Annotated in this window: 28 protein-coding genes and 2 riboswitches; of the genes, 11 read left to right on the top strand and 17 right to left on the bottom strand. The window is 41.8% G+C overall.

The genetic code is table 11. From position 1 onward, the window contains the following. Positions 1-70 precede the first annotated feature (70 nt). Both WD019_RS07660 and WD019_RS07655 read left to right on the top strand, forming a co-directional pair. Positions 71-844, top strand: coding sequence for a thermonuclease family protein (locus WD019_RS07660; RefSeq protein WP_425711118.1), 774 nt, complete (start codon positions 71-73; stop codon positions 842-844). Positions 845-1,008: 164 nt separating this feature from the next. After that, a complete protein-coding gene (locus WD019_RS07655) occupies positions 1,009-1,854 on the top strand; it encodes an STAS domain-containing protein (protein WP_425711117.1) in 846 nt (281 codons plus the stop codon). A gap of 12 nt (positions 1,855-1,866) precedes the next feature. Here the strand turns inward: WD019_RS07655 and WD019_RS07650 are convergent, their stop codons facing one another. From WD019_RS07650 to WD019_RS07635, 4 genes are all read right to left on the bottom strand, one after another. After that, entirely contained in the window at positions 1,867-2,469 is a 603-nt protein-coding gene (locus WD019_RS07650; protein ID WP_026676195.1) for a DedA family protein, read from the bottom strand. Positions 2,470-2,655: 186 nt separating this feature from the next. Beyond that, positions 2,656-3,693, bottom strand: a complete 1,038-nt coding sequence (locus WD019_RS07645) for a ribonucleotide-diphosphate reductase subunit beta (RefSeq protein WP_026676196.1) — start codon at positions 3,691-3,693, stop codon at positions 2,656-2,658. 31 nt (positions 3,694-3,724) lie between these two features. Further along, a complete protein-coding gene (locus WD019_RS07640) occupies positions 3,725-5,983 on the bottom strand; it encodes a ribonucleoside-diphosphate reductase subunit alpha (protein ID WP_425711130.1) in 2,259 nt (752 codons plus the stop codon). A gap of 150 nt (positions 5,984-6,133) precedes the next feature. After that, a riboswitch (cobalamin riboswitch) is annotated at positions 6,134-6,338 on the bottom strand. A gap of 76 nt (positions 6,339-6,414) precedes the next feature. Further along, on the bottom strand, positions 6,415-6,834 hold the full coding sequence (locus WD019_RS07635; RefSeq protein ID WP_026676198.1) for a CBS domain-containing protein: 420 nt from the start codon (positions 6,832-6,834) through the stop codon (positions 6,415-6,417). A gap of 178 nt (positions 6,835-7,012) precedes the next feature. On the opposite strand from WD019_RS07635, the gene WD019_RS07630 reads away from it, so the two are divergent. Beyond that, positions 7,013-7,942 carry a metal ABC transporter substrate-binding protein gene (locus WD019_RS07630; protein ID WP_425711116.1) on the top strand — a complete coding sequence of 310 codons (930 nt, stop codon included), beginning with the start codon at positions 7,013-7,015 and terminating at the stop codon, positions 7,940-7,942. A gap of 65 nt (positions 7,943-8,007) precedes the next feature. On the opposite strand, the gene WD019_RS07625 is transcribed toward WD019_RS07630, so the two are convergent. Beyond that, positions 8,008-8,133: a YjcZ family sporulation protein gene (locus tag WD019_RS07625; RefSeq protein WP_081412548.1), complete on the bottom strand. Its 126-nt coding sequence runs from the start codon at positions 8,131-8,133 to the stop codon at positions 8,008-8,010. A gap of 212 nt (positions 8,134-8,345) precedes the next feature. Here WD019_RS07625 and WD019_RS07620 point away from each other — a divergent pair, with 212 nt between their 5' ends. Next, complete coding sequence (locus tag WD019_RS07620) at positions 8,346-8,438, top strand: YjcZ family sporulation protein (RefSeq protein WP_081412549.1); 93 nt, start codon at positions 8,346-8,348, stop codon at positions 8,436-8,438. A 96-nt stretch (positions 8,439-8,534) separates the two neighbouring features. Here WD019_RS07620 and WD019_RS07615 read toward each other — a convergent pair whose 3' ends face one another. From WD019_RS07615 to WD019_RS07600, 4 genes are all read right to left on the bottom strand, one after another. Continuing rightward, on the bottom strand, positions 8,535-10,871 hold the full coding sequence (locus tag WD019_RS07615) for a peptidoglycan D,D-transpeptidase FtsI family protein (protein ID WP_425711115.1): 2,337 nt from the start codon (positions 10,869-10,871) through the stop codon (positions 8,535-8,537). Positions 10,872-11,099: 228 nt separating this feature from the next. Next, positions 11,100-12,653: an SH3 domain-containing protein gene (locus WD019_RS07610; RefSeq protein ID WP_425711114.1), complete on the bottom strand. Its 1,554-nt coding sequence runs from the start codon at positions 12,651-12,653 to the stop codon at positions 11,100-11,102. Between the two features lie 128 nt (positions 12,654-12,781). Further along, positions 12,782-13,558, bottom strand: coding sequence for a Cof-type HAD-IIB family hydrolase (locus WD019_RS07605; RefSeq protein ID WP_425711113.1), 777 nt, complete (start codon positions 13,556-13,558; stop codon positions 12,782-12,784). A gap of 29 nt (positions 13,559-13,587) precedes the next feature. After that, a complete protein-coding gene (locus tag WD019_RS07600) occupies positions 13,588-14,541 on the bottom strand; it encodes a DMT family transporter (protein ID WP_425711112.1) in 954 nt (317 codons plus the stop codon). A gap of 250 nt (positions 14,542-14,791) precedes the next feature. Here WD019_RS07600 and WD019_RS07595 point away from each other — a divergent pair, with 250 nt between their 5' ends. After that, positions 14,792-14,998, top strand: a complete 207-nt coding sequence (locus tag WD019_RS07595) for an alpha/beta-type small acid-soluble spore protein (protein WP_026676202.1) — start codon at positions 14,792-14,794, stop codon at positions 14,996-14,998. A 180-nt stretch (positions 14,999-15,178) separates the two neighbouring features. Here the strand turns inward: WD019_RS07595 and WD019_RS07590 are convergent, their stop codons facing one another. Next, a complete protein-coding gene (locus WD019_RS07590; protein ID WP_026676203.1) occupies positions 15,179-15,697 on the bottom strand; it encodes an acyl-CoA thioesterase in 519 nt (172 codons plus the stop codon). Positions 15,698-15,971: 274 nt separating this feature from the next. Between WD019_RS07590 and WD019_RS07585 the strand changes: the two genes are divergently transcribed. From WD019_RS07585 to WD019_RS07570, 4 genes are all read left to right on the top strand, one after another. After that, positions 15,972-16,433 carry a MarR family winged helix-turn-helix transcriptional regulator gene (locus tag WD019_RS07585; RefSeq protein ID WP_425711111.1) on the top strand — a complete coding sequence of 154 codons (462 nt, stop codon included), beginning with the start codon at positions 15,972-15,974 and terminating at the stop codon, positions 16,431-16,433. A 118-nt stretch (positions 16,434-16,551) separates the two neighbouring features. Continuing rightward, positions 16,552-17,508, top strand: coding sequence for a helix-turn-helix transcriptional regulator (locus tag WD019_RS07580; protein WP_425711110.1), 957 nt, complete (start codon positions 16,552-16,554; stop codon positions 17,506-17,508). A gap of 160 nt (positions 17,509-17,668) precedes the next feature. Next, complete coding sequence (locus WD019_RS07575; RefSeq protein WP_026676206.1) at positions 17,669-17,854, top strand: cold-shock protein; 186 nt, start codon at positions 17,669-17,671, stop codon at positions 17,852-17,854. Positions 17,855-18,014: 160 nt separating this feature from the next. Beyond that, positions 18,015-19,418 carry a LysM peptidoglycan-binding domain-containing protein gene (locus WD019_RS07570; RefSeq protein WP_425711109.1) on the top strand — a complete coding sequence of 468 codons (1,404 nt, stop codon included), beginning with the start codon at positions 18,015-18,017 and terminating at the stop codon, positions 19,416-19,418. A 29-nt stretch (positions 19,419-19,447) separates the two neighbouring features. On the opposite strand, the gene WD019_RS07565 is transcribed toward WD019_RS07570, so the two are convergent. The 7 genes from WD019_RS07565 to thiD form a co-directional block, all read right to left on the bottom strand. Beyond that, complete coding sequence (locus WD019_RS07565) at positions 19,448-20,677, bottom strand: MFS transporter (protein WP_026676208.1); 1,230 nt, start codon at positions 20,675-20,677, stop codon at positions 19,448-19,450. A 145-nt stretch (positions 20,678-20,822) separates the two neighbouring features. Then, entirely contained in the window at positions 20,823-21,404 is a 582-nt protein-coding gene (clpP, locus tag WD019_RS07560) for an ATP-dependent Clp endopeptidase proteolytic subunit ClpP (RefSeq protein WP_425711108.1), read from the bottom strand. 24 nt (positions 21,405-21,428) lie between these two features. Beyond that, the gene (locus WD019_RS07555; protein ID WP_026676210.1) at positions 21,429-21,668 is read right to left on the bottom strand and encodes a hypothetical protein; all 240 of its coding nucleotides are present in this window, start codon (positions 21,666-21,668) and stop codon (positions 21,429-21,431) included. Beyond that, positions 21,658-22,266, bottom strand: coding sequence for a winged helix-turn-helix domain-containing protein (locus WD019_RS07550; RefSeq protein WP_026676211.1), 609 nt, complete (start codon positions 22,264-22,266; stop codon positions 21,658-21,660). Before WD019_RS07550 ends, WD019_RS07555 begins: the two co-directional genes overlap by 11 nt. A 137-nt stretch (positions 22,267-22,403) precedes the next feature. After that, entirely contained in the window at positions 22,404-23,060 is a 657-nt protein-coding gene (thiE, locus tag WD019_RS07545; protein WP_026676212.1) for a thiamine phosphate synthase, read from the bottom strand. Then, on the bottom strand, positions 23,051-23,863 hold the full coding sequence (gene thiM / locus WD019_RS07540) for a hydroxyethylthiazole kinase (protein ID WP_425711107.1): 813 nt from the start codon (positions 23,861-23,863) through the stop codon (positions 23,051-23,053). Before thiM ends, thiE begins: the two co-directional genes overlap by 10 nt. Positions 23,864-23,879: 16 nt before the next feature. Continuing rightward, on the bottom strand, positions 23,880-24,689 hold the full coding sequence (thiD, locus tag WD019_RS07535; protein WP_425711129.1) for a bifunctional hydroxymethylpyrimidine kinase/phosphomethylpyrimidine kinase: 810 nt from the start codon (positions 24,687-24,689) through the stop codon (positions 23,880-23,882). 83 nt (positions 24,690-24,772) lie between these two features. Further along, positions 24,773-24,880: riboswitch (TPP riboswitch) on the bottom strand. A 424-nt stretch (positions 24,881-25,304) separates the two neighbouring features. On the opposite strand from thiD, the gene WD019_RS07530 reads away from it, so the two are divergent. Together WD019_RS07530 and WD019_RS07525 are read left to right on the top strand one after the other, a co-directional pair. Continuing rightward, on the top strand, positions 25,305-25,535 hold the full coding sequence (locus tag WD019_RS07530; protein ID WP_425711106.1) for an IDEAL domain-containing protein: 231 nt from the start codon (positions 25,305-25,307) through the stop codon (positions 25,533-25,535). A gap of 160 nt (positions 25,536-25,695) precedes the next feature. After that, a complete protein-coding gene (locus tag WD019_RS07525; RefSeq protein WP_425711105.1) occupies positions 25,696-26,664 on the top strand; it encodes a YecA family protein in 969 nt (322 codons plus the stop codon). Positions 26,665-26,668 lie beyond the last annotated feature (4 nt).

Raw genomic sequence — 26,668 nt, 5'->3', positions numbered from 1 at the left:
CTCTTTATTTACTTCCCTAAACTGTTATGATTAAAAGGTGCATCATGAACTTTGAAAAGGATTGAGAGATATGAACCATTTTTTGCGAACGTTATGTTTAGCCTTTCTTTTACTATTAACCGCCTGCGGGACGACAGAAACCTCTTCATCTTCTAAACAGGGCGCGTCTACTTCACCACTGCATACTGAAGAAGCAGAAAAACATAAAAGCATTGTTCCGGCAGAAGTAATTCGAGTAATTGATGGAGACACCATTAAAGTGAACGTAAACAATAAGGAAGAAACCGTCCGTTTTTTGCTCGTTGATACTCCTGAAAGTGTCCATCCGACAAAACCGGTACAGCCTTTTGGACCGGAAGCGAGCCAATTGACAAAAAAGCTCTTAACCGGAAAAAAAGTTGAGCTGGAACTTGATGTGAGTGAACGTGACAAATATGGCCGCCTGCTCGCTTATGTATATGTGGACGGAAAAAGCGTTCAAGAAGAACTGCTTAAAAAAGGGCTTGCCAGAGTGGCGTATGTATTTGCGCCTAACACGAAATATGTCGACCGTTATCGCAAGATCGAGCGGGCCGCCCGCGAAAAAGGGATCGGTATTTGGAGTCTTGAAAACTATGTCCAGGAGGACGGTTTTCACCCTAAAAAAGAGGCGAAGCAACCGAAGGAGCGCCTGGAAACGGAAGATCATCCTTCTGGCTGCAACATTAAAGGCAATATTTCCACCCACGGCGACAAAATCTACCATGTGCCAGGAGGAAGGTATTATCGTATTACCAAACCGGAGCAATGGTTTTGCACAGTAAAAGAAGCTGAACGTGCAGGATTTCGGCGATCAGCCGAGTAAATTCGCGAGGAGCGCCAATTTCCGGGCACTCCTTTCTCTGCTTATTGGCCATTGTCATTCATATGCGTTCTTCGATAAAATTTCAACCAGGAATGTTTCATTTTCTGATGAGCAGGGTAAAAGAATACGGTATGTTCCGAATCAAACGATAAAAGGTGAAGGAAATGCATGATAAAAACAAAGCGTTATACGATTATTTAATTTCCCATGCAAATGAAATAACGGACGAATGGCTGGGCAAACGAAAATATAGCAAAAACTCCGTCTATTCATTGGAAAAAGATGCTGATCACCTGCGAAAGACGAATCAATGGGTGATTCAAATTCTCTCGAGCTCTTTGCTGGATGCCCCGAACACTATAAAAGAATTAAACGAATGGGCGCAAAAGACGGCTTCTGAGAGAGTAAGGACCGATACGCCCATTTATGAAGTGATTCATCAATTCAAAGTTTTCCGCAATGTATTTTGGGACAAAATCCATTCATTTGTAAATGACACAACGTTACAGATTACACCATCCGATATAATCGAGTGGGAAAAGAAGATCAATTCTACTCTTGATGAAGTGATCGAAAGATTTACCGAATCTTATAATGAAATTACGACAACGAGATTGGTCGCCCAGGAAGCATTGATTAACGAACTGAGTTCACCGATTATTCCGATCGCGCACGAAATCGGAGTCCTGCCGCTTATTGGCGTTATTGATACGAAACGGGCAAAATATATTATGGAATCGACTTTACAACAATGCACGTCATTAAAAATTAGCCGGTTATTTATTGATCTGTCTGGTGTTGCCATTATGGATACAATGGTTGCTCAAGAAATCTTTCAGGTGATCCAGACATTAAAACTAATAGGCGTCGAAACGACACTGTCCGGCATCCGGCCCGAAGTCGCGCAAACCGCCGTGAATTTAGGAATTGATTTTAGCAACCTTTCAATAAGCAGCACACTCCAGCAAGCACTAATGGATCTCCACTTGACAGCAAACAAAAAGACCTGAAAAGAATGATCTTTAAGCAGGTCTTTTTTTGCTGTTTTTTATTAATTTAATGATGATAACGGCAACGATCAGAACGGCGGCAATAATTGCTGCCAGTTTCGTATAAGGCGCAGCGACCGTTTTAATATTCTCCCAGTTTCTCCCCAGCGTACTGCCTAAATAAATAAACATCATCGACCATGGAATGATCGCAAGTGTCGTGTACGTCGTAAATTTGACAAAAGACATTTTGGCAATGCCGGCCGGGATTGAAATGGCATGTCTGACAACTGGAATAAAGCGGGCAAAAAAGATCACACCTGCTCCATATTTTTCAAACCATCGTTCTGATATGTCAATATGTTTTTTACTGATTAATATATATTTGCCGTATTTCTCGAGAAACGGACGTCCTCCGTACGCTCCTGCCCAGTATAGGAACAGCTGGGCGATTGTCCCTCCGATTACTCCGGCGATGACCGAGCCTGTGAACGTAAGGTGGCCCTGAGACATCATATAGCCTGCATAAGATAATACAAGTTCACTTGGAATAATCTCAATCATTAAACCGAGTGCAATGCCAAGATGGCCTAAACTAACAATCCATTCTAAAATCGATACGATAAATTCATGCATGCTGAACCCACTTTCCGTATATAAGCTGCATCACTATTATAGCATTATTGGAACGCTCCATTTCTTAAAAAACGATGAAAAATAGGAAAAGCGAAATGCTTGTCACATAATCTACTAAAATATATGCAAAAACACTTCCCGCTATTCGCAAAAACAAGCTGAGGCCATTTTGACCCCAGCTTGCTTTTATAACTCATCAAAACCATTGACATCGGATACTTTTGTGTATTGACGTGATTTTTGTTCAAAGAAATCGCTTTTGCCACTGTCGACATCTTCATAAGCTTTAATCCATTTCATCGGATTTTCGCGATAGCCTTCAAACGGCCGCTCAAACCCAAGTTCGTTCACCCGTTTATTTGCCATAAACTTAATGTACGCCTCAAGCTCAGAACCGGTAATGCCCATGAATTTATTTCCGATAATGTAACGTCCCCAATTGATTTCTAGCTCTGCTGCCCGCTTAAACGTTTCTCGGACAAACTTCTCCGTTTCTTCATTGTCAAGTTCGGGGAATTCGTTCAGCAGCTCTTTAAATATATTTCGGAACAATAGGACGTGCAGCTGTTCATCACGGTTAATGTAATTAATCATCGTGCTTGTCGACACCATTTTTTGATTGCGTGCCAAATTATAGAAAAACGCAAACCCGGAGTAAAAATTCAGGCCTTCTAAAATGATGTCGTACACGATCGACTCCATCAGCGTTTTTGGCGTCGGATGATTCACAAACCGTTCATATCCTTCAGCGATGAAATCATTTCGTTCCCTTAATACCGGGTCATGTTTCCAATACTCGAAAATTTCATCTTGCTTCTGCTTCGAAACAAGGCTTGACAACACATAGCTGTAGGATTGATTATGAACGACTTCCTGGAAGGACAAGGTCGTCATTAAAGCGACGAGACTGGAATCTGTCAAATAGTGGGCTACCCTTCCGCTATAGTCCGTTTGAATGCTATCGAGAAAAGCAAGTAGACCAATAATTTTATTAAACGCCTCTTTCTCCTCTTCATTCAATTGCGGATATTGTTTCATATCGGTTGACATGTTGATTTCAAATGGCGTCCAAAAGTTGGCGAGCATATTTTTATAGAGCGGATAGGCCCATGAGAAGCGGACATCGTCCCAGTTTAAGACATTCGAGCTCTTCCCGTTGATGATGCCGGTTGAAGCATTTGGCGCTGCCACATCGTACAGTTTTCTTTCTTGCAATTTTTCCATTTAAAAACTCCTCCTCATTAGAGCCTGCCATTTAACTTGAACAGCTTTCGCATTCATCGATTTCCGCCTGTGACGTTGAACGTAAATAATAGGTGGTTTTCAATCCAGATTTCCACGCAGTTAAATGGAGGTTGAGCAGCTCTTTCGCCTTAATATTGTTTTTAACGTACAAATTAAACGAAATCGATTGGTCAATATGTTTTTGCCGTGCCGCATTTTGCCGGATGCTCCATTGCTGGTCGATTTCGTAGGCCGATTTGTAATACCAGATTGTTTTGGCTGACAAGTCCGGAGCCGTAACCGGAATCTTGTAATCTTTCTTTTCTTCGGAGTACTCTTTTTTGAAAATCGGGTCGATCGATGCCGTGCTTCCCGCAATAATCGCCGTCGTCGAGTTCGGTGCCACTGCCATTAAATACCCGTTGCGAAGCCCATTTTCTTTCACTTCCGCTTTTAATTTTTGCCATTTTCCGGCAGTGTAATTCCGCGAGTCAAAGTAAGTGCCCGTTTGCCAGTCCGATCCTTCGAACACAGGGTAGGCGCCTTTTTCTTTCGCTAATTCCATACTTGCATGAATCGTTAAATAGCTAATTTTTTCATAAAGTTGATCGGCATACGCTACCGCTTCTTCCGATTCCCAGCGAATGCCTTCTAACGCCAGAAGGTGATGCCATCCGAACGTTCCAAGACCGATGGCACGATACTTCTTATTCGTCAAAACCGCTTGCGGCACTTCAATACGGTCTTCATTCAAATCGATGACGTTATCGAGCATCCGCACTTGAATCGGGATCAATCGTTCTAAAACATCTGCTTTCACCGCGCGGGCAAGCGAGATCGAGCTTAAATTGCATGTTACAAAGTCACCCGGTTCTTTCGTGATGATGATCTTTCCGTCTTCCGTTGTTTCCTCAATCACCTTTGTCAAACTCATGTTCTGGGCAATTTCTGTGCACAAATTGCTGCAATAAATCATGCCGGTATGCTTATTCGGGTTTGCCCGATTGACCGTATCCCTGTAAAACATATAAGGAACGCCTGTCTCAAGCTGGCTTTTTAAAATTCGTTTAACAATTTCAATGGCGGGTACGACATCGTAACCTCCTGTTCCCCGCTCACCGAACAACCCTTCATTCGCCGCTTTTACACATTCTTCATACTTCTCCCTGAAACTTCCTTTGCCCGGCTCCTCATCATAAAAATCATCCAGATCATATCCCATCACTTTCCTGATCGTATGCGGGTCAAACAAATACCAGTCTTCTCGCGCTTCGACCTTTTCCATAAATAGATCTGGGACTGACAACCCGATAAATAAATCATGCAGTCTTAATCGTTCATCCCCGTTATTCAGCTTGCTGTCCAAAAACGAAAAAAGATCTTTCCCGAACACAGGATAATAAATGCTGATGGCGCCTTTGCGCTGGCCAAGCTGATCGACGCTGACAGCCGTCTGGTTGAGCAACTTCGCCCATGGAATGACGCCTGATGATGTCCCTTTAAATCCTTTAATATCGGATCCGAGGCTTCTGATTTTCCCCATATAGATGGAAATTCCTCCGCCCCCTTTTGAAAGGGTAGCCGCATCGGTATTCGTATCATAAATGCCTCTCAGGCTATCATCCATCGTATCTATGAAACAACTGGATAGCTGCCCATAGCTTTTACCCGCGTTGGCGAGTGTCGGCGTCGCCACCGTCATGTACAGGTTAGAAAGCGCCCAGTACGCTTCTTTAACAAACTCCATTCGCTTGTGCACGGGTTCATTGATCATTAATGTCATTGCAATGATCATAAAACGTTCCTGCGGCAGCTCGTACACCCGGCCATCGTACGATTTAGCCAGATAGCGGTCAGCCAGCGTCCTTACGCCAATATATGTAAACAGCTTGTCTTTTTCAGGATCAATAACTCCCTCGAGTTCTTCAATTTCTTCTTTTTCATAGCGGTCTATTAGTTCAGGTGTATAGATCCCTTCATCCGTTAACCGTGAAATGAGCGTGTAAAGAGAGCCATATTTGATCTCCGGATTGAACCCTCTATTTTTTGCCGCTTCCATGTAAAGTTTTCTTAAAAAAACGGATGCCGCCATGAACGTCCAGTCCGGTTCATTTGCATTTATTCGTTCAAGGCTATTTAAGATCAATACATCGGCAAGCTTCTGTTCATTTATATCTTCATGATCGTTTAAAAAGGACATTACTTTTTCGATATAGGGCCTGGAATGCAATTGTGGAAACCGGCTAAGAACTGGCTCAATCCATGTTTGGATGATTCTTTCTCTTTCCATCGTATCGGTAGTCAAACGAAACACTTCCTTTCAAAAATAAAAGCCCATCCTTCTTCAAGGATGAGCTCTATAAAACGACACAAATAAAAATGCACAGTTGTACATCACATTTTTAGCCCGTGTCGTTCTCATCTCAATCCCCGAAGAAAAGAAACGCATAAGAAAAAGGCAGGTCTACTGGCTCATGCTTCGCTCTACTCTGGTCCTTCCCATGTAAAAGCCACGATCCATCGCGCGTTCTTTACACAGTGGATATTCCCATTTCGTCCACAATTACAGTTGCGGGGACAGCTCCGAATTTCCATCGGATTCCCTATTAAGTCTTTTATAAGACACCTTTATTCTTACTTCATATTCAATATGTAGTTAACATCTATTACTTTGACACTAAATATTGTGTTTGTCAATAGTTCTGGCAACATTTCCTTCTGTTATTTCAAATCAATATTTTCTTGCATGACTTTTGCGCAATACTTAATGATGTCTCGTCGTCTGATAATACCAATAAAGTAACCGTTGTCATCTGTTACTGGAATAAAGTTTTGATCGGTTGAAAGAGGAATTAAATCTTCCATGTTCGAGTTGATGGTAACAGGAATGTTGCGAACCCGTTGCGGCACGTTTTTCAATTTCGTTTTCAATACTTCTTCATATCCGATTTCAAGCGCATCCCGGAGCTTCCACAATAAATCTCCTTCAGTCAGCGTACCTACATAGCGACCATCCTCAGAAACAAGAGGCACCGATGTATATTTATGGTACGACAATTTTTCAAGCGCCTGTCTCATCGTTGATTCTGGATTTAAGTATTTTACTTCATCTTTTGGTAATAAATAAAAAGCGATATTCATTTGTATATGTGCCTCCTCTAATCCAGTTGTTACCCATTATATTATAACAGATCTACTGAAAATCAAGAGAATTATACACTCTAAACAGTCCTTCGATAAATCGTAACAATTTCGTTTTACAAATCGTAGTCTTTCCGTTTATAATAAAACGTGCGTATAAAATGAGAGGAGAAACATCATGAGAAACAAATATAGATTCTTGACAGTATTACTTATTGTTTCGGTTTTGCTAACTGGATGCGGTGCAAAAAAGGCCTCCAATGATCATCATTCCGGCCGGCTAAAAATCTTTACAACCATTTATCCTTTGCAATACTTCACTGAGCGTATTGGAGGCAAGTATGTTGAAGTTAAAAATATTGTTCCCCCGGGGGCAGACGCTCATTCATTTGAACCAACGACGAGAACGATGATGGATGTCGCTACAGGAGACGCATTTATTTATAACGGAACTGGAATTGAAGGGTTTGCAAATGCAGTAAAAGATGCAATTAAAGATGAAAATGTGAAAGTCATTGAAGCAGCAAAAGGGATCGATTTAATAAAAGCGTCAGAACATGAAGAAGAAGGACATGACGATCACGGTGATAAAGATCCGCACGTTTGGCTCGATCCAGTCCTTGCTGAAAAAATAGCCGCCAACATTAAAAATGAATTAATTGCGTTAAAACCTGAAGAAAAAGCCGAATTCAATAAAAACTATCAATCTTTGAAAAAAGATTTAGAGCATTTGGATGCATCATTCAAAAACACCGCTGCCAAATCATCAAAGAAAGCGTTTGTTGTTTCACACGCTGCTTACGGTTATTTAGCCAAACGCTATGGTTTAGAACAAGTTGGCGTGACCGGCCTGTCGCCTTCGGAGGAACCATCACAAAAACAATTGGAGAAAATCATTAAGCTCGTCAAAAAAGAGCACATTCACTACATTTTATTTGAAGGAAATGTGAACAATAAAGTCGCAAGCGTCGTCGAAAAAGAAACAGGGGCGCGCACATTAACGATGCGCAACCTTGAATCGTTAACAAAAGATGACGTGAACCATCATGAAGATTATCTTTCATTAATGAAGAAAAATGCAATTGCCCTTCAAGCCGCTTTAAAATAAACTATGAAAGACCATCGGAACGTCCGATGGTCTTTCTTTTCCTTGCAAGGGAATCATCATTGTAATTAGCAGCAACCACCGCCGAAGCCGTATCCGCCAAATCCAATACATGCACATCCAATAATAATTAACAAAATGAACAAGACGACGATTAATGCAAAGCCGTTCCCAAATCCACATCCAAGTGCCATTTTGTTTCCTCCTTCAACATTAGTTAATTAACTGCTTTCACCCATAACATATGTGACTACCCCATGATTTGTACCGGTACAAATGTGGAATTTTCGAAATGGCGCAAAAATGTCCATTTTCTCCTTTATCCACTCTTGTCCTCTACAAAGCTTCCTAATCCTTCATATGTTATGAAGGAAAGACAAACTGCTTTTAAGAGAGGAGGTCCATAATGGCAGGTTGGGGCGGATGGTTCGCCATCATTATCGTACTGTTCATTCTCTTAATTATTGTCGGGTGCGCTTGCGTTGGCTGTTGGTGGTAATGGGAAAAACGCTACAATTGTTTCTCTTATAAGAAGCAAGACTTCGATCAATTGGCGAAGCGCCAAACTAAAAAAATCGGGACATCTCCCGATTTTTTAGTTATCCGATTGATTCTCTTCTTTATATTTTTCTTTCAGCTTCCAATAAGTATCGAGCGCCTGCGTGCCGATTCTTCCCGCAACATCATTATTGGAATACGTCGAAACATTCGGGACGGCAATCGCAAATGCGACTTCAGGGTTTTTAAACGGCGCAAAGCCGACCATCGTAATATTATATTTTTCGGTCTGGCCATGGTTGACATACACCTGGGCCGTCCCCGTTTTCCCGGCAGGATCATGGTATTTTGCCTGATGGAAGCCATATTTATAGGCCGTTCCTCCAGGGCTGTGCATCACTTGGTAAAAGCCTTGCCGGACTCGATCAATATACTCTTCTTTCATATCGACTTTGTTTAAAATGTGCGGCTCTACTTTTTCAATTAATTTGCCTTCCTTATCGGTTGAAGGGCTCGGTTCGCGAATTTCTTGCAAAAGGTGCGGCTGAACGCGATACCCCCCATTGGCAATTACGGATACATATTGCACAAGTTGCAGCGGCGTATATGTATCAAACTGTCCAATCGCCATATCAATCATGTTCCCTAATTGCTGATAGCCGCCATTATAGCCGGTCGCTTCATTTGGAAAATCAACCCCCGTTTTCACCCCGAGGCCAAACTGGCTGAAATAATAGCGCATTACATCAAAACCGAGCGTCTTGCTTTTGCCGTAATAAACGCCTCTATCATAATCATATTTCCCCAGCATCATCGCAACGCGCCAGTTATAGACGTTGGAAGACATTTTTAATGCCTCGAGGTCATCAATATACCCCATGTTTTTCCATGACTTTTTTGGCTTCCCCTGACCGAATTTCAATGGCGTATCATACAGGACAGTACCTGGATGAATAACACCCTTTTGAAAGCCTGTTAAAATGGTAGCACCCTTAACCGTCGATCCCATGGCATAAGCGTTAAATAGGGCACCATACGAGTCGTTATGGAATTTTCCTGTTTTCTTGTCATATGTCTTTCCGGCCATCGCATAAATTTCGCCCGTTTTCGGATTCATCATGACAATATAGGCACGGTCGACATATTCATTGCCGGCCATCGTTCTAGACGTTTTTATTTCTTTCTCCACAATTTTTTCCAGATTGCTTTGCAGTTCCATATCAACGGTCAACACTAAATCTTTGCCGCGCTTGCCGTGGATGACTTTCGGCTTCCCGATCGTTTCTCCGTTTTTTGGATTGATTTTATAAACGGTTTTCTCCTTTGTGCCTCTAAGCACATCTTCATATTGCTGCTCCAGGCCGCTTACGCCGACCTGGTCGCTTAAATCATAGTTTCGCGCTAAATAATACCCTTGCTTTTCTTTCGGCATTTGTTTAATGTTGCCGAAAATGGTTTTCAGCGATTCGCCATACGGATATTTCCGGTCGGCATCCGGCGAAATTTCCACGCCCGGCAATTGATCGAGGTTTTCCGAAATAACAGCGATTTGCTCGTTCGTCAAGCCTTTGATGACCGGTTGGGCGGTGTATGAGGAACCTTGATCCATATTCCGCTTGATCGCCAATACTTTAAAATCATCTTTCGTTAACGTTTTTAAATCGTCTTTCGTAATCCGTTCTTTTAAAATTTTATATTGTTCACTGTCGCTCTTTTTCAATTCTTTTTTCGAAAGGCGGCTGACCATTAATTTTTGCAGCCCGTTTTTTCCAAACTTTTTCAAATCGTTTTCTGTTAAGCGCTCCGTTAAAAGCTTATATTGCCCGTCGCTGCTTTTTTGCAGCTCTTCTTTTGACAAATGGGCTTTCAATAAAGCTTGCACGTCATCGGCAGGCAATTGTTTCAAATCCCCTGCCGTTATTCTTTGTTTTAAAAGCTTGTATTGTTTAGCAGCATCCAAATTGGCCCGTTCATCTTCATTAAGGCGTTTTTCCATTACGTTATATAAAGCTTCTCTCGCCTTCAGGCTTTGTTTGGCAATAAAATAGTCTTTCTTATCGCTTTCAGTAATTTTATCTTGATCCCCTTTTATGTAGCGGGAAAGCCATTTAGCGACCCGCATGGTATCTTCTGGGGTCGTGCTCTTTGTTTTCGTGTATGTGAGGGTGAAAAACGGTTTATTATCGACGACAACCCGGTGGTGGCGGTCATAAATGATACCGCGGGGCGATTCCTTCGTCGCTTCTTCCTTTTCAACCGCTTCTGATTCTAAACGTTTTTCTTCTCCGTGCACAATTTGCAACACACCTAAACGCAGGATAAGGATCGAGAATAATGCAAATACAGATAAAAACAAGATATTGAGCCTCAGAGGCAAGTGGCTTTTCTTTTTCTTTATTTTGGATTTCATTTTATTTACAGATTGAACTTCCATTCTCTTCCCCTCCCTGGAGTGTAACACAATTGAAACATAACGGTAAAAAAACTAATACTACATGTGCTAGTGTAACAAAATTCCCTTTTTTTATCTATGAAAATTTTTAAATTGCTCATTTAATAATTATTTACTTTATTAAAAACTCCTCTTATTTTTACACTTTTTTAATAAGAAATAAGAAAAACGACTCATTCGACAATGACATGAGCCGTTTTTCTCTATGAATCATTGAAAATAATCTTCAAGTCCGCAGATAATGCCTTCTGCGGCTTTGTTCTGGTAGCTAGATGTGCGGATTAGAAACTCTTCTTGAGGATTCGTTAAAAATCCGAGCTCAACAAGAACTGCCGGACGGCTATTTTCCCTGAGGACGTGAACATTTTGAAACTTAATGCCCCGGTTTCTCATCCCGGTTTCTTTAATGACATTTGTTTGAATGTCATTCGCTAAACTTGTATTTTTGCTGTAATAATACAATGTTTCAATACCGGTTGCCGTGCTATCAGCCGAATTGAAATGAATGCTTACAAACGCGTCAGAAAAATAGCGATGACTTATATCTACTCTTCCTTGAAGCGTAATGTAAGTATCGTCGGTTCTCGTTAAAATGACGGTAGCTCCTTCACGTCGAAGTTTGTCTGCTACAATCTTTGCCGTGCTGAGCGTTAAATCGGCCTCATGTGTTCCATATTTTGTGCCAATTGCTCCGGAATCATGTCCGCCATGGCCCGGGTCGATAACAATTCGTTTTCCGGCAAGCGGACCGGGGTTTTCACCGGGATTCGGTTTTGGAACCGTTCCTTCAGTGACCAATACGTACTTGCCCGAAACCCACGCCGTCTTTCCATTCGCTAATTTTACCTTCACCCATCCATTATCGCTCGTTTCAACATATTCCAATACATCGCCATAATAGGCATAGCCTATTGTTGAATACGATGTCCCCGGACCTGTTCGTAAATTTAGCGTATCGGCTTTAATCGTAACAATTTTACTTTCCGGCTTTGACGGTTTGTCCGGCTTGCCGGGTTTAGGATTCGTCGTGTCGACCTTAAAGGTTAAATATTTCGTTGATACCCAGCCAAGTTGGGCGGAAGATGTTTTCACATTGGACCAGGAGCCCTGTTGTTTTAACACGTTAATCACTGTTCCTTTTTTCAAGGTACCTATTAACTTGTAAGCCGTTCCAGGGCCTGACCGGAAATTTAACGAGCTGGCCGTCACCATTGCCGGTTTTGGCTTTGCCGCTGAACTTGTGTTTGGGTTGCTTTCTTTGATTGGTTTGGAAGATTCCAGTTGAATGTATTTTAAAGAAATCCACCCTTTTTTCCCTTTGTAGCTAATTTGGCCCCAGCCGCTTTTTTCAGCTAAAATCGTTACTTTTTCCCCCTTTTTTAAAGCGCCGATTTTAGAAGCGGTTGTCCGATAGGAAGTTCTTACATTTAATGAACTAGCCGTCACCGTTCCCTTTTTCAGTTTGCTCGCTAATTGGCTGCTGGAGGATGAAGATTTCTTTATGTACTTTAATGATATCCAGCCTTTTTTCCCTTTGTAACTAATTTGTCCCCAGCCATTCTTTTCTGCCAGTATCGTTACCTTCGTCCCATTTTTTAATGAGCCGATCACTTTTGCAGTTGTACTTGCCGAACTTCGGACATTTAAACTTGTTGCATTAACTGTACCTGTGTTTGTCCCCGCAGCAAAAACGGCCGGCTGAATTGTGCTAAAAAATAACGCAAGCACAATGAAACATGCAGGTAACCGTATTTTTGATTTCATGCTGTGCCCCCCTAAGCTTATTCCAGACTTTATATCGGCACGAATCGACGGTTTTTTTAGACAAAAATAAAAATAGCCGACAATTACTTGAGTAATTGTCGGCTATTTATTCGGATCGAAGAAATGGGTTACAGCAGGCCGGCATATTTTAGTCCGTGCCAAATGCCATCTTCTGATACACTTTTTGTTACATACTTGGCAGCTTGTTTTGCCTCTTGAAGCCCGTTTCCCATAGCGATGCCCATCCCGACCGTCCGTAACATTTCAATATCATTCAATGCATCGCCAAAAGCGTAGCTATTTTCACGTTTTACATTCATTTTTTTTAAAAGAATTTCGATCCCTTTTGCTTTTGAGCTTCCCATTGGCAAGACATCCGTTGAATGCTCGTGCCAGCGGACAAAATCAAAGATTCCATTATACTGTTCCGTATAGGCACGTTCAAATTGGGTCTGGCAAAAAAGGAGCACTTGAAAAATTTCACTTGTCTCGTAATATGTTTCATCCCGCTCAGGATAGTAAGGGAGAAGTTTTTTCATACATTCATAAACAATTTCGTTTCGATCAACACTCGCAGTCGCTTTTATATGATCCATAAAAATGAGCGGATGATTATTTTCGGTAGATAGCTCAAGTAAATGCCCGATCCATTTTCGCTCAAGCGGCCGCTTGTAAATTACTTCACCGTTAAATACGACATAGGAGCCATTGAAGCTGACAAAGGTATCGATATTTAATTCAGCAGCAATCTCCTTAAACATAAATGGCGATCTGCCTGTTGCGATGGCAACATGAATTCCGTTTTTCTGCAAATCCTTGATCGACTCTTTAGTTGAGTCGGGAATTCTTTTTTCTTCGTCTACTAATGTTCCATCTATATCAAAGAAAACAATTTTTTCTTCCATGTGCTAAGCTCCTTTACTGCCACTGTCCATTAACTTACTTTGTGAATTTCTACATCTTTTTGCTGATCCGTCTTTTCAGCTTTCTTTCCAATGGTAAGGAGGAAGACGGTTAAAATAATAAAAAGGCCCCCGATTGCTTGTACTAGCCCGAATGACGCATTCATCCATACACACGAGAAGACCGTTGCCGATAAAGGTTCTGCACTGCCTAACAAACTCGTTTGTGTCGGCGTAATATAACGAAGACTATCTAAATAAAGATAAAAAGCAAGCAATGTTCCAAATAAAATCACGAAAAGCAAAAGAGAACATGAAACAAGGGACCATATTTGCCCATGCACTTCCCAGGGAGGATGAATAAAGCAAAGGGCCCCACCGCCGATGACCATTGACCACCCGACAACAACGATTGAACCCCATTTGCTTATTAATGCATGGGGATACATTGTATAAAAGGCGGAAGCGACTCCTGATAGAATTCCCCAGCTAATAGCAGCCGCCGGAACCGTAACCGCATGAACATTTCCGTTTGTCAATAAACAAAAGGTGCCTACAAGCGCAAGCATGACCGCTCCGAACTCCCGCGGTGAAGGGAGTTTTCGAAATCTAACCGTTATATAAAGGATAATGAACACAGGGCCTAAAAATTGAAGAAGTGCCGCAGTTGCCGCATTTCCGTGCTCAATACTCGAAAAAAACGTAAATTGGCAGCCAAGCATTCCAAAAATAGAGAATACAAAAAGGGAAAAGGCGTCTTTTTTGCTCCTCCAAATGTTCCATACCTTCGCTTTATGTGACGACGCCAGTGCCATTAAAAGAAGCAAGACGCCGGCAGACAGCATTCTGATGGAGACCACCCAATTGACATTAAACTTCGCATGACTAAATAAGTATTCGGCCACATTTCCAGAGAGCCCCCATAATGAAGCCCCGGCTAGTACCATTAGAATACCTTTCCATTGATCCACTCTCGTTTTTTCCATGTGCTTCCCCTATCAATTTAAAACTAAAACACAACTTTTTTATTATAGCACAAATTTGCTAAAGCAAAATTCGCCTCAAAATAAAACGCCGTGTGGGAGATCAGCACGGCGTTTTTCTTTCTATAGGGGGATAGAATACTATACGATCATTCGTTTAAAAAAGTGACTCCAGGCATAAAAAAAATATTTTTATGGGCATGTATAATTTAAAATCGGATAAACAAACTACAAATACAAGGAGGTGATACATATGGCACGTAACAACAACTCTAACGAGTTATTAGTATCAAACGCCCAACAAGCGATTGACCAAATGAAATATGAAATCGCAACCGAATTTGGTGTACAACTCGGTCCTGATACTACTTCTCGTGCTAACGGATCAGTCGGTGGAGAAATCACAAAACGTCTTGTCCACATGGCTGAACAACAACTTGGTGGCGGATTCCGTCGTTAATTTTAAACTCTCCTCAAGCCAAAAAGGGTGGATCTGTCCACTCTTTTTGTCCGCAACCTTCTTTCACACCTCTTGAAGCATTTAAGCAAAAAAAATTGCCAGGGTTCTCGTATCCCTGGCTGGAAAAAGGTTATCTTTAGTATAACATAATTTTCAAGAAAAACAAAAAGAACACAATTTTTATTTTTCCCACGGTTTTTGAGCACCGATTTTTGCCGCAACCATTTTTCGTTCTTCGCGTCTCTTCCTTCGATTGACAGCCCGCTCTGCCGCTGTTTCATGCAGCCACTTTTCTTCTTCGGTTTCAGGAATGACCTTTGGAACAGGTGTCGGTTTTCCATCTTGATCGAGTGCGACAAATGTTAAGAAAGACACCGCACAAACTTTTCGTTCTCCTGAAATTAAGTTTTCCGAAATGACTTTTACAAACACTTCCATCGATGTTTTATGTGCCCATGTCACAAATGCTTCTAAGCAAACCGAATGCCCTACTTTAATGGGGTGCAGAAAATCCACTGAATCAGTAGAAGCCGTCACCACATTTTGACGTGCATGCCGGGTTGCCGCAATCGCAGCGACATCGTCAATATAGGCCATTAATTTCCCGCCAAAAAGAGTGCCGTGATGATTTGTATCAGGCGGTAAAATCATGCTCGATTTTACGGTTCTGGATTCGCTAACATATTTTTCACTAATCATTTCAAATCCCTCCTCATCCCTTTCTAGTTATACCACAATTTTCTTCCAAGTAACCTTTTCCAGCTTTATTCAAATGTTTTCGATAATGGTTTGTCTTTAAAAATTTCTGATAAAATCGAGCAACCTTATTGCCATTTTCGTCATTATCACGTTTAATTAGGTTATATTTCCCGCTTATTTCGAATCGTCAAAAATTTCCACTATATTTTTGAATACAGAAAATTTAATATAATAAATAAAGAACTAATTGTAACAGTTGGAGGAGGATTTCTTGATGAAGGGGCTTACATGGAAAATAAACATAGACGAACTCGACCGTATTGAAAATGCGTATTACACGATTGCTGATACGGTGAGACCTCAAATTTGGGAGGATGAAGGGATTACATCAACACAGTATCAATTACTCAAAACGCTTTCTTCCAAAGATAAATGGACGGTTACTGAGCTTGCAGAATCCATGAAAGTCCGTGCAAGTGCAACAACAGTCATTATTGATCGATTAGTGAAACGCAATCTAGTGCATCGCTACCGTTCAGAACTGGACCGGCGTATCGTTTATATCGAAATTACGAATGATGGGCGGTTAGCATTTGAAAAAGTAAAAGAAAAACGCAACCAAATTGTTCTACATTACCTTTCGAAACTATCTGAAGAAGATTATTCGCATTTATTAAACAGTCTGGAAAAGCTAGCGGATATCGTTACAAATGACAGAAAGAAGTATGACAAATAGTCATGCTTTTTTTATTTTCTAAAAAAAAGTAAACATACTACTTATTTGGTACGATATAAGTAACGACCAGGTTATTCGTTTCCATTTTTGTAAAAACGCTAGCATAGAGGATTTGTTTATGGCGAAAATCGAAAGACTTGAAAAACTACTACTATCTATCAATTCGAAAAAGAAGTTTACCTTAAAAGAACTTGCAGATGAATTCAATGTATCAACAAGGACTATTCAACGAGATTTACTGACACTTATTGACCGGGGCCTGCCAATCGTTTCAGAGTATGGTCCAAATGGCGGGTACTTCCTCGAAAACCGAAGAATTCTCCCGCCCATTGGCTTTACAGAATTAGAAGCGTTCCACTTTCTTTATGCGTCCCAACCTTTTTTGGAAAAGCCTATTTTACCCTTTCAAAAAGAGGCTGAATCAGGGTATAAGAAACTTCTTCAGTTTTTGCCGGAAGAGGCGAAACATCAATTAAACGAACTAGAGAAAAGATTATGGATCGAGCTGCCGCTTAGCACTCCTCCCTATTTTTTTAAAACTATTTTGGATGCGGCGTTGGCGCAAAAAATTGTAACCGTCCAGTATCAATTGGACAAAGAAACAGTCTACTACAATATTCAACCAATCGGAATCTATAATGAAAATGGGAAATGGCATTGTCCGGCCTTCAGTTATTCGACAAATGCCTTTCACGTGCTGGACTTGTTTTTCGTGAAGAAAGCGGCATTAAATGATGAAACCGGGGATGTTAAGGATTTTTCAAATGTAACAATTAAAAACTGGTTTCATACTGCACCTTCTAATGAAAAAGTGCTGTTAAAAGTTCACTTTACACCTAAAGGAGCAGAAGCCTGCCAACACCATAAAAGGCTGCACCACTTTCTCCAAATCCATCAAGATGGGTCAGGTACTATTGAAATTGAACTACTACCTGGAGAATTAAAGCGTTTTGCCGATTATATATGGACATTTGGCAAGGAGGCCTATATTGTTTCTCCGATGGAGTTAGTTAATGAAATGAAAGAGCGCATTCAGACTATCTCTGACTTATATTCAACTGCCGTTCACCTTTAAGGAAATCGCTAAAGCATTTAACGCCAGTGGACAAAAGTCGGCAATCAATAAACCGGGGAGTGGTCCGATTTTTCATCTTTTTAAAATATATATTAGGATATCCTTCATAAAATGAAAAATTTAGCATATACTACTACTAATACACTTAAGGGGGATATCCATGGCCTTTTTTTCCAAAAATCCGACCGAACCGATACCTGATGTAGAAACGAAAGTATGGGCATGTACTAGTGATGAGTGCCAGTGTTGGATGCGGGTTGACTACTCACTTAAAGATACACCAGATTGTCCGTTATGCCATTCGGATATGAAACAGGAAATCCGAATGCTTCCAGAGTTAAAATAAAACTTCTTTTCAGCTAGATCGGCAGCTAATCGCAGCTGCCTTTTTAGTTGTAATGAAGCTTCAGCATCATCACCCGTTTTTTCTTAACGGGTGTGTTTTTTCATATTCTAGTCCTTCTGTTAATACATTAGGTTAAGAGGTTTTTACGGGAGGTTTATTCATGCAAATTCATGTCGTCACCCGCGGTGATTCCATTTGGGAGATCGCAAGAAGATATGGAGTAGACGCTTCTATGATTATTCAAGTAAACGGAATGGCCAACCCGGATGTTCTCGTTGTCGGCCAAGCTATCGTCATTCCCGATCCTTTTCCTACCTATGTCGTTAAAGAAGGAGATACACTTTATTTCATTGCCCTCCGCATGCATACTACGGTTGAAGCGATTGTTGACCGAAACAATATTACCGATCATTCTCAGCTTTATGTCGGGCAGACTTTGATAATTCCCGTCCATACTGTCCAATCCGGTGAAACGCTTTCTGCTATTGCCAAACGCTATCAATCAACCGTTCAGGCGATTAGTGAAGCAAATTCCATTTCCAATCCAGAACTTGTATATCCAGGTACCCATTTAACCATTCCATTGATCCGGCCTGTGAAGGAAGTATTTGCTTACATGAATGATTTCGGGCCAACTGCCCAGGCGGAAATTCGTGACATCGGAAAATATTTAACATTTATCGGTCCGTTTAGCTATTTTATAAAACGTGACGGCTCATTGACGAATATGCAAGATACAGGGATTATTGCCGCGGCTCATTCACAAAAGGTGGCATCGATCATGGTCGTCTCTAATTTTGAAAAAGGGGCTTTCAGCACCGAACTTGCCCATGCCATTCTTTCCAGCTCTTCCCTTCAAGAAACGTTGCTTACCAATATATTAAATACGATGCGCAGCAAAAATTACCGTGGCGTTAATTTTGATATCGAGTATGTGGACCCAAAAGACCGTGAAGCTTACAATCAATTTTTGCGTCGTGCAGTCGCAAAGCTTCGCCCGCTTGGCTACTCCGTCTCTACCGCGGTACCTCCAAAATATTCGAGCGCTCAAACCGGTGCTTTATATGAAGGCCAGGATTATGCGGCTCAGGGGAAAATTGTAGATTTTATCGTAATCATGACCTACGATTGGGGCTGGTTCGGAGGAAGGGCGATGCCGATCGCACCATTAAATGAAGTCAAAAAAGTATTGGACTATGCAGTAACCGTTATTCCACGAAATAAAATTATGATGGGCGTATCATTATATGGCCGTGATTGGACGCTCCCATTTGTTCAAGGAACATTCGCAGATACGATTAGTGGTGCTGAGGCGGTTAACCGGGCTGCCCGGTTTGGCGCAAGTATTCAATATAATGAGAAGGCCGAATCGCCTTTCTTTACGTATTACGATCATCTAGGTAAAAAGCATGAGGTGTGGTTTGAAGATGCCCGAAGTGTAAAAGCGAAGTATGAAGTCGCAAAACAATACAACCTTCGGGGAGTCGCATATTGGGTTCTCGGGCTTCCTTTTACACAAAACTGGTATGTCCTCCAAGAAGCAATTAAGCCGAAAAAAGTGTAACACCCGGGTGGTCCCGGGGTTACACTTTTTTACATCGATTCCTTCTCCCATTGTTTTACTTTTTGGTCAGAAGGAAGAAGATATGTCAATAATCCTAGAAGTGGCAGGAAACTAATACATATCATTGTATATTTTATGCTGAATGCATCTGCAAGATTTCCTAGTATGACCGAACCCAGTGCCCCCATGCCGAAAGCAAGACCGACAATCAGGCCGGAGACCATCCCAATTCTACCTGGCAGGAGTTCCTGGGCATAAACGACAGTAACTGAAAAACTTGTCATAATGATAAAGCCAAGAACGAGAAAAATCGGAAACACCCAGATGAGATGAACATATGGAAGCAGAAGGGCAAGCGGCGCTGAACCGATCATCGACCAAAAAATCATGTTCCGTTTCCCGAACCGGTCGGCAAGCGGGCCGCCCATAAACGTGCCGAGCACACCTGCGGCTAAAAAGGCAAAAATAAAATATTGTGCACTTCGAATGGATAATCCGTAATCGTGAATCAAATAAAATTGATAATAATTGCCGATACCGGCCACATACCAGGAACGGACGAACACAAGAAAAACGAGCAATGTAATGGCAAACATCACCTGTTTTTTTCGCTTCGGATGAATTTCCTTCTTTTCTGCTTTTTTCTTCACTCTCGGAAAATACACCATTTGTTGATTGTACCAGTTTGAAATATATAGAAGAACGACAATCGCCAGTCCCGCTACAGTCGTAAACCAGATGGCGCCGAATTGGCCCAGCGGCACGAATATAAGCGCAGTCATGATCGGAGCTAATGATTGGCCGGCATTTCCTCCAACCTGGTAAATCGATTGGGCCAACCCTCTTCTTCCGCCGGCCGCCATATAGGCAACACGGGAACCTTCAGGATGAAAAACGGCTGAACCTAGCCCAATTAAAATGACTGACAGCAACACATATTCGAACCGATTCGCAAACGCAATGCCGAGCATTCCAATGAAACTTGATGCCATCCCAATTGGCAAAATATAAGGTGACGTCCTTTTATCCGTAAACGAGCCAATGACTGGCTGCATAATCGAAGACGTCATATTTAAACAGAAGGCAATCCACCCTAATTGCGTAAATGTAAGATTCATTGATTTTTCTAAAATAGGGAAGATCGCTGGAATCACGGCTTGCATCGTATCATTTAAAAGATGGACAAAGCCAATGGCGAATAAAATTTTATAAATCGTAGGCTGCTTCAAAACGTTACTTTCCTGGCTTAGAGCGGCCACTTGCTTCCCTTCTTTCTTAAGCGATTTGTATGTATTGACAAATTTAACATACCATTTCTGCACTACGATTTCTAATTTACTGCTTAAACAGTAGTCTCCATAATGCAAGAAAGGCCCTGCTCATTTTAGGACCTTTCTTCCAGCCTTATATTTTTTCAATCACTTTGTCGATAATGCCGTATTCTAATGCCTGGCCGGCGCTCATAAAGTAATCGCGATCGGTGTCTTTCGCAACTTTATCCAGCGGCTGGCCAGAACGTTCGGAAATGATTTGATTCAACAGTTCGCGGGTTTGTAAGATCCGTTTCGCATGGATCGCCATATCGGATGCTTGCCCTCGTGTTCCTCCAAGAGGCTGGTGGATCATTACTTCAGCATTTGGCAGAGCGAATCTTTTCCCTTTGGCGCCGGCAATTAAAAGAATGGCTCCCATCGATGCCGCCATGCCAATGCAAATCGTTGAAACATCTGGCTTGATGAATTGCATCGTATCATAAATCGCAAGGCCTGCCGTAACCGATCCACCCGGTGAGTTAATGTAAACGGAGATGTCTTTATCCGGGTCCTCTGCAGCTAAAAACAAAAGCTGTGCAACGACAGAGTTTGCGACAGCATCATTAATTTCACTTCCGATCATAATGATCCGGTCTTTTAATAATCTTGAATAAATATCATACGACCGCTCTCCTCGATTGGTCTGCTCTACGACCATTGGAACTAAATTCATCTTTTTGTCCTCCCTTAAAAAGTGTTAAGCAGCCATACACCTCGGGCCAGAACCGCTTCCCGCCTTGATTTCGCCAAACCCGGATGTAACGTAAATAACGGTTGCCGTTTTTTCACTTTCTGTTTTAATCTCCACTTCAGTTCGAACTGGTTCAAAGGATGTCGTTACTTCATTGCGTTTTCTGTTGATCGAAACGACTTTAGCGTTCTTTTCATCTGGAGCTTCTTTCGTTTCCCATAAAACGGTATCCTGCTTATGAGCCATTTTTTTCACTTCCCTCCGGTTTAGGGTAAACTGCAAGAGAAACATGATAAGACACGGATTTTTCATCAACATCACTCTGGTATTTTTCAATCAGCTGACCTACTAAAGCGACATACTCGTTGACAAATTGATTGCGTTCTTCCTTCGTCCGCAATGTGATCGATGTTTGTAATGCCGCGCTCGGAATTTCTTCCTCTTCACTTTGTTCCATGAGCCGAATGGCATCTTTTTTCATTTTTTCCGTTAAAGAGAGCACATGGGCAAGCGCGCTCTGGTCTTTTAATTTTTGCGCCGTTTCCGCAGACATCCCTAACGAATCGGACAATATCAAGTTTTGCGCAACCGCCTGATACAATACTTCTACAAGATTTCTAACATTCCTTGTGCCGACTCTTCGTACGAGCCCTACTTTTTCCAGCGTTTTAAGGTGATAATTGATTTTTTGCGGTGTTTCATCAAGCAATTTTGCCACTTCAGTCGCCGAACGTGGCTCTTTTAATGCGCGAATGATTTCAGAGCGAACAGGATGAAGGAGTGCTGCTGCCTGCTCCGGAATTGTTACTACATACGTTTCTAGAATTTCATCCCGTTTTTCCATCCAATCACCCCGTTTCATAAAATATTTATATTACGTAAAAACATTTTATTACGTTAGGCTTAGTTTTGTCAAAAAACTGTACGTTTAAACCAAAAAAAGAATGGAGCAAGTCCCCATTCTTTTATCCGCTTATCATTCTACCCAACAAAACTTACCTCATCTAACAACCTTCTTGCTGCCTCTATTGGTGAATCGGCCATGCTTATCGAAGAAATAACTGCAATTCCATTAGCGCCCGCTTCTATGACGGGCCTTGCTTTCCCAATTTGAATTCCGCCAATTCCAACGGTCGGGACCGTTATTCCTTTTTCTCTCAGCTGTCGGATAATGGTTGTTCCCATTACCGGCCTGGTATCTTTTTTCGTAATGGTCGGATACACAGGTCCAACCCCCAGATAGTCCGCTCCCTGGCGGATGGCGTCTTCGGCTTCTTTTACATTATGCGCGGAAACGCCGAGAATTTTCCCGGGAATTTGCCGCCTGATTTTTTCAACATCTCCGTCTTCTTGTCCGATATGAAGGCCATCTGCATCAAGCTCTTTCATTAGCTCTATTTCATCATTTACGATAAAAGGAACTTCGTGCTCCCGGCATAACTGTTGAAGCCGTCTGGCAAGCTCGATCTTCTCTCTGCCAATCTTTGCCTGCGCTCCTTTTTCCCGATATTGAAAACAGGTAATGCCACCCTTTAATGCCTCTTCAAGGACAACTACCGGATCGGATTCACAGTTGTTGCTTCCCATGACAAAATATAGCTTTAGCACATCGTTTAACGTATTAACTATTACCGCCATTGTTGAACATCCACTTTCTTTACCTTCTCGGCATTTTTTAGCGCTTCATCATCGATCGCGTACAACGCATCAAGTAATGAAACTTGAAAACTCCCCGGTCCGGATGAATGATTGATTGCCTTCTCAGCGCAAAGGTTCAGCATCGTAACCGCTTTTGTCGCTCGTTCAGCAGGCGTTAAAGACGTTTCTACCGATTTGGCCATAAACAGCCCGATCAGCGATGTCGCAAAGCAACCCGTTCCGGTTACCCTGGTCAACAATTCGTCACCGTGATTCACCGTATAAACAACGCTTCCGTCGCTTATTACATCCGTTTTCCCTGTCAATGCAACAGTTGTGCGGAGGCTTTTCGCAGTTTCAAAGACGAGCTCTTCAACATTCTTCTCTAAATGTCCGTCCACTCCTCTTCCTTCCCAGGTAGAAGAGAGCAAAAACGAAATTTCAGCCGCATTTCCACAAATGGCATCAGGATGAATTTCATCAACGATACGGCGCGCGGCATTTTTGCGCAGATTGGACAGCCCCGCTCCGACAGGATCAAATATGACCGGGATGCCAAGTTCCTTTGCTTTTTTGCCCGCGATAAGCATTGATTGGACCATTTCCGGATCGAGCGTGCCAATATTTAATACGAGAGCATCCGCATGGGCCACTGCCTCCCCCACTTCTTCACGATGATGGGCCATCATCGGGCTGCCGCCAGCCGCTAAAATTCCGTTTGCGAGAAAATTCATCGTCACTTGATTCGTTATGTGGTGAATGAGAGGATTCTTCGTTCGTATTTCTTGTAAAATCAGTGTCATTCTATTTGCACCCCCTTTATACAAGAGTTTTATTGTATTTCATGAATGCCCAATGGTTGGTTGGACCATGGCCGGAACCGATATGAAGAGGATTTTCAATTGCCGCCTGGATAAATTGTTTTGCTGTTTTCACAGCATGTAGCGGAGTTTTTCCATTGGCCAGCTCAGCCGTGATTGCGGCGGCAAATGTACAGCCCGTCCCATGTGTCTGTTTTGTCGCAATCCGTTTTCCTTCTATTTCAAAAAAATTCTCGCCATCATAAAACAAGTCATTGGCATGTTGCTCATCTTCAAGGTGGCCCCCTTTAATGACGACATGTTCTGCGCCCAGATCAGCAAGAATTCTCGCCGCTTCCTTTCGATCTTCCAAACTTACAATCTCCTTGCCTACAAGTTTTTCAGCTTCGGGAATGTTTGGCGTAACGATTTTCGCCAGTGGAAACAGATGTTCTTTTAAAGCGGCAACCGCTTCTTCTTGTAATAATTCCGCCCCTCCCTTTGCGATCATCACGGGATCGACGACGACATTTCCCCAGCCAAACTGGCGAATGCTTGAAGCAACCGTTTCGATGATTTCCCTGTTAAAGAGCATCCCTGTTTTTAATGCATCCGGCGACAGATCCTCGCCAATAGAAAATAACTGTCTTTCAACAGCCTGAACATCCATCGGGTAAACGCCTTGAACCCCTAGCGTATTTTGTGCCGTTATCGCGGTCAGCACCGACATTCCGTACGCATTCAGCTCCTGAAACGTTTTTAGATCCGCCTGTATACCTGCTCCCCCGCCGCTGTCCGAACCTGCAATTGTAAGCGCCTTAGGTACCATTACATGTTCCATTAATGACCATCTCCTCATTATGTAAAAAACCACCCACTTGGATAAGTGGGTGGTTAACAAAAAGTAATTGTCAAATAGCCACACCACTTCCCTACGCCAGCATCATCTGGATCAGGTTCAAAGGGTTGAAGAATCTAATCTTCTCTCAGCTTTAGAATAAAGCACCCCTAGTGGATCGTTTTTTTATTTTAGGGTAAATCAATCCCTTTTTTTAGTCAACTTTTTTCGCCGGCCTCCACTGACATTTTTTGTGCTTTATAAATTTTTTAATAAATTTGGTTTAACCTATCCGCATTATCGGGTAATAACTAAACAAACGATATCGTTAAACATCGAAATTCCGAAAGAGCGTATTGTCATTAGCAATAAAGGCCGTGATATTTTGATTTATACAAAAAAGGATGTCAACCGTTGCTGTCGAAGTATTCATCAATAAAAAAATTTATCAAAATTTTCAGATAAACTGTTGTCAATCACTCGGTTGCCCAGTATACTAGTAGAAATACTCGTTTTCACAAAACAAGCGAGTATGAAACAGGAAAGCAGCTTACTTTACACTGTAAGCACACTGTTTTTCAAAAAACATTCAAGGAGGAATGGAGCATGAAAGACAATACATCGTATAACAAAAAAATGAACGAACTGGTGAAACAGAAGCTTCAGAAAAGAAATGACCCGTTCGCCTTTAGCCTGGTTGCTCAAATGATCCTTGATGAATCATTACATGACTTTCATATTAATCTTTATAAAAAACGCATTGATGAAGCGTTAGAAAAATGTGACCGTGAATTGTTCATGAAACTGACAGAAGAATATAAGAAATTTATTGGATAAACCAGGCAGCGAACGCTGTCTGGTTTTTTGATCTTTCTTTTTAGGCTCCGGCAAAAAGTGTTTTTAGAAAAAAAGCACTTTTTCTACTTCTGTTGAAAACTTTTTTAGTTGTGCTAGTATGAAACATGGTATGATTGGCCGAAACATTTGGAGGATCAACATGGGAAGTAAAATTGGAAGAAACGCTCCTTGCCCGTGCGGGAGTGGCAAAAAGCATAAACATTGTTGCATGGTTACCATTTCATCTAAAAAGCTTGCGATCGTAAATGAAATGGCTAAACATCAGGAAGGATTAATTAAATTTGTCTTTGACAACCACCAGGTAGAAATGGCAAAACGAATTGCCAACCATCTTGCAAAACATCCAGTAGAAAAATCGAAAAGCCAGGCATTTGCAAATGTCGCTGTATGCTGGGAAATTTTCTGCTCTCCAATCAAAGAAGGAAAGACTCCGATCGAATGGTATATCGAATCTGTAAAAGAAAATGTCTCAGAAGAAATATGGCACATGCTTTGCAGCTGGCAATATAGAGAGCCGTCCGTCTACTCGATTGAATCACAAATCAATAAAAACACGTTTAAGCTTCGTGATGTTTATGGTCATGATGAATTTGAAGCGATCATGAATGAGAATCATTTGCCTCAATCCAACAGCCTTCTGCTAGGCACATTGATTTTTAACGGAAATCACCATGAATTTTATATTAGCTTCATCGAGATTTCCGAATCAAGGAAATCCCGTTTTCTCGAAGAAATAAACAACCTGGCGGAAGGATCTTCGTTAAAAGATCACTTTCCGGCAATTTTACAGCTCGCCCTATCCGAGCATCCTCGGAATAACCATAGTGCTGCGGAGAATATCGATGATTCCGTATTGGCTCTCTTAAAAAAAGAAGCCGGCGAGGAAATAGCGGCAAAAGCGGAAATACTCTGGAACTCTTATTATCAAAATCGCAAACCAGTCATACGAAAAGCAGAGATTTTCGCCAGCGCCCTTCATTACCTCGTGGCGAAAGATATTCTCGGAGAAAAACCGACTCAAGTATCCATCGCCAAACGCTACCATACAACGGCTTCAAGTCTTTCCTCACGCTACCGTGAATTGAAGGAATTTTTGCCTGCTAAATAAAAAG

This window comes from Fictibacillus sp. Mic-4 (assembly GCF_049843615.1).
In the GTDB taxonomy this organism is placed as follows: domain Bacteria; phylum Bacillota; class Bacilli; order Bacillales; family Fictibacillaceae; genus Fictibacillus_A; species Fictibacillus_A gelatini.
This window is presented reverse-complemented; position numbering and strand designations above follow the sequence as displayed.

Excerpts from the sequence above, each read along its gene's own strand:
- WD019_RS07660 (WP_425711118.1), top strand. The coding sequence starts at position 71 with ATGAACCATTTTTTGCGAACGTTATGTTTAGCCTTTCTTTTACTATTA.
- WD019_RS07655 (WP_425711117.1), top strand. The coding sequence starts at position 1,009 with ATGCATGATAAAAACAAAGCGTTATACGATTATTTAATTTCCCATGCA.
- WD019_RS07650 (WP_026676195.1), bottom strand. The coding sequence starts at position 2,469 with ATGCATGAATTTATCGTATCGATTTTAGAATGGATTGTTAGTTTAGGC.
- WD019_RS07645 (WP_026676196.1), bottom strand. The coding sequence starts at position 3,693 with ATGGAAAAATTGCAAGAAAGAAAACTGTACGATGTGGCAGCGCCAAAT.
- WD019_RS07640 (WP_425711130.1), bottom strand. The coding sequence starts at position 5,983 with ATGGAAAGAGAAAGAATCATCCAAACATGGATTGAGCCAGTTCTTAGC.
- WD019_RS07635 (WP_026676198.1), bottom strand. The coding sequence starts at position 6,834 with ATGAATATCGCTTTTTATTTATTACCAAAAGATGAAGTAAAATACTTA.
- WD019_RS07630 (WP_425711116.1), top strand. The coding sequence starts at position 7,013 with ATGAGAAACAAATATAGATTCTTGACAGTATTACTTATTGTTTCGGTT.
- WD019_RS07625 (WP_081412548.1), bottom strand. The coding sequence starts at position 8,133 with ATGGCACTTGGATGTGGATTTGGGAACGGCTTTGCATTAATCGTCGTC.
- WD019_RS07620 (WP_081412549.1), top strand. The coding sequence starts at position 8,346 with ATGGCAGGTTGGGGCGGATGGTTCGCCATCATTATCGTACTGTTCATT.
- WD019_RS07615 (WP_425711115.1), bottom strand. The coding sequence starts at position 10,871 with ATGGAAGTTCAATCTGTAAATAAAATGAAATCCAAAATAAAGAAAAAG.
- WD019_RS07610 (WP_425711114.1), bottom strand. The coding sequence starts at position 12,653 with ATGAAATCAAAAATACGGTTACCTGCATGTTTCATTGTGCTTGCGTTA.
- WD019_RS07605 (WP_425711113.1), bottom strand. The coding sequence starts at position 13,558 with ATGGAAGAAAAAATTGTTTTCTTTGATATAGATGGAACATTAGTAGAC.
- WD019_RS07600 (WP_425711112.1), bottom strand. The coding sequence starts at position 14,541 with ATGGAAAAAACGAGAGTGGATCAATGGAAAGGTATTCTAATGGTACTA.
- WD019_RS07595 (WP_026676202.1), top strand. The coding sequence starts at position 14,792 with ATGGCACGTAACAACAACTCTAACGAGTTATTAGTATCAAACGCCCAA.
- WD019_RS07590 (WP_026676203.1), bottom strand. The coding sequence starts at position 15,697 with ATGATTAGTGAAAAATATGTTAGCGAATCCAGAACCGTAAAATCGAGC.
- WD019_RS07585 (WP_425711111.1), top strand. The coding sequence starts at position 15,972 with ATGAAGGGGCTTACATGGAAAATAAACATAGACGAACTCGACCGTATT.
- WD019_RS07580 (WP_425711110.1), top strand. The coding sequence starts at position 16,552 with ATGGCGAAAATCGAAAGACTTGAAAAACTACTACTATCTATCAATTCG.
- WD019_RS07575 (WP_026676206.1), top strand. The coding sequence starts at position 17,669 with ATGGCCTTTTTTTCCAAAAATCCGACCGAACCGATACCTGATGTAGAA.
- WD019_RS07570 (WP_425711109.1), top strand. The coding sequence starts at position 18,015 with ATGCAAATTCATGTCGTCACCCGCGGTGATTCCATTTGGGAGATCGCA.
- clpP (WP_425711108.1), bottom strand. The coding sequence starts at position 21,404 with ATGAATTTAGTTCCAATGGTCGTAGAGCAGACCAATCGAGGAGAGCGG.
- WD019_RS07555 (WP_026676210.1), bottom strand. The coding sequence starts at position 21,668 with ATGGCTCATAAGCAGGATACCGTTTTATGGGAAACGAAAGAAGCTCCA.
- WD019_RS07550 (WP_026676211.1), bottom strand. The coding sequence starts at position 22,266 with ATGGAAAAACGGGATGAAATTCTAGAAACGTATGTAGTAACAATTCCG.
- thiE (WP_026676212.1), bottom strand. The coding sequence starts at position 23,060 with ATGGCGGTAATAGTTAATACGTTAAACGATGTGCTAAAGCTATATTTT.
- thiM (WP_425711107.1), bottom strand. The coding sequence starts at position 23,863 with ATGACACTGATTTTACAAGAAATACGAACGAAGAATCCTCTCATTCAC.
- thiD (WP_425711129.1), bottom strand. The coding sequence starts at position 24,689 with ATGGTACCTAAGGCGCTTACAATTGCAGGTTCGGACAGCGGCGGGGGA.
- WD019_RS07530 (WP_425711106.1), top strand. The coding sequence starts at position 25,305 with ATGAAAGACAATACATCGTATAACAAAAAAATGAACGAACTGGTGAAA.
- WD019_RS07525 (WP_425711105.1), top strand. The coding sequence starts at position 25,696 with ATGGGAAGTAAAATTGGAAGAAACGCTCCTTGCCCGTGCGGGAGTGGC.